The organism is Mesorhizobium sp. M1A.T.Ca.IN.004.03.1.1 (genome assembly GCF_003997555.1).
Lineage (GTDB): Bacteria > Pseudomonadota > Alphaproteobacteria > Rhizobiales > Rhizobiaceae > Mesorhizobium.
Genome location: NZ_RZTV01000941.1, coordinates 1 through 243 on the forward strand (window position 1 = coordinate 1; position 243 = coordinate 243).

The following is a 243-nucleotide window of genomic DNA, read 5'->3' on the forward strand; positions in this document are numbered from 1 at the left end:
GTCCTATCTGACGCAGATGGCCGGCTTCACCGTCCAGAACTTCGTCTCCGCGGCGACCGGCATTGCCATCGCACTCGCCTTCATCCGCGCCTTCTCACGCGCTTCGGGCAAGGCCATCGGCAATTTCTGGGTCGATATGATCCGCGGCACGCTCTACATCCTGCTGCCGATCTGCATCGTGCTGACCATTGTCTACGTCTATCTCGGCGTGCCGCAGACGCTTGGGCCCTATGTCAATGCGAC

At 60.9% G+C, this 243-nt stretch carries 1 protein-coding gene; it reads left to right on the forward strand.

Going from position 1 to position 243, the window contains the following annotated elements; all coding sequences use genetic code 11:
• Positions 1–243, forward strand: a 243-nt coding sequence (locus tag EOD29_RS34455; RefSeq protein WP_206520619.1) for a potassium-transporting ATPase subunit KdpA, incomplete at both ends; no start/stop codon positions are given.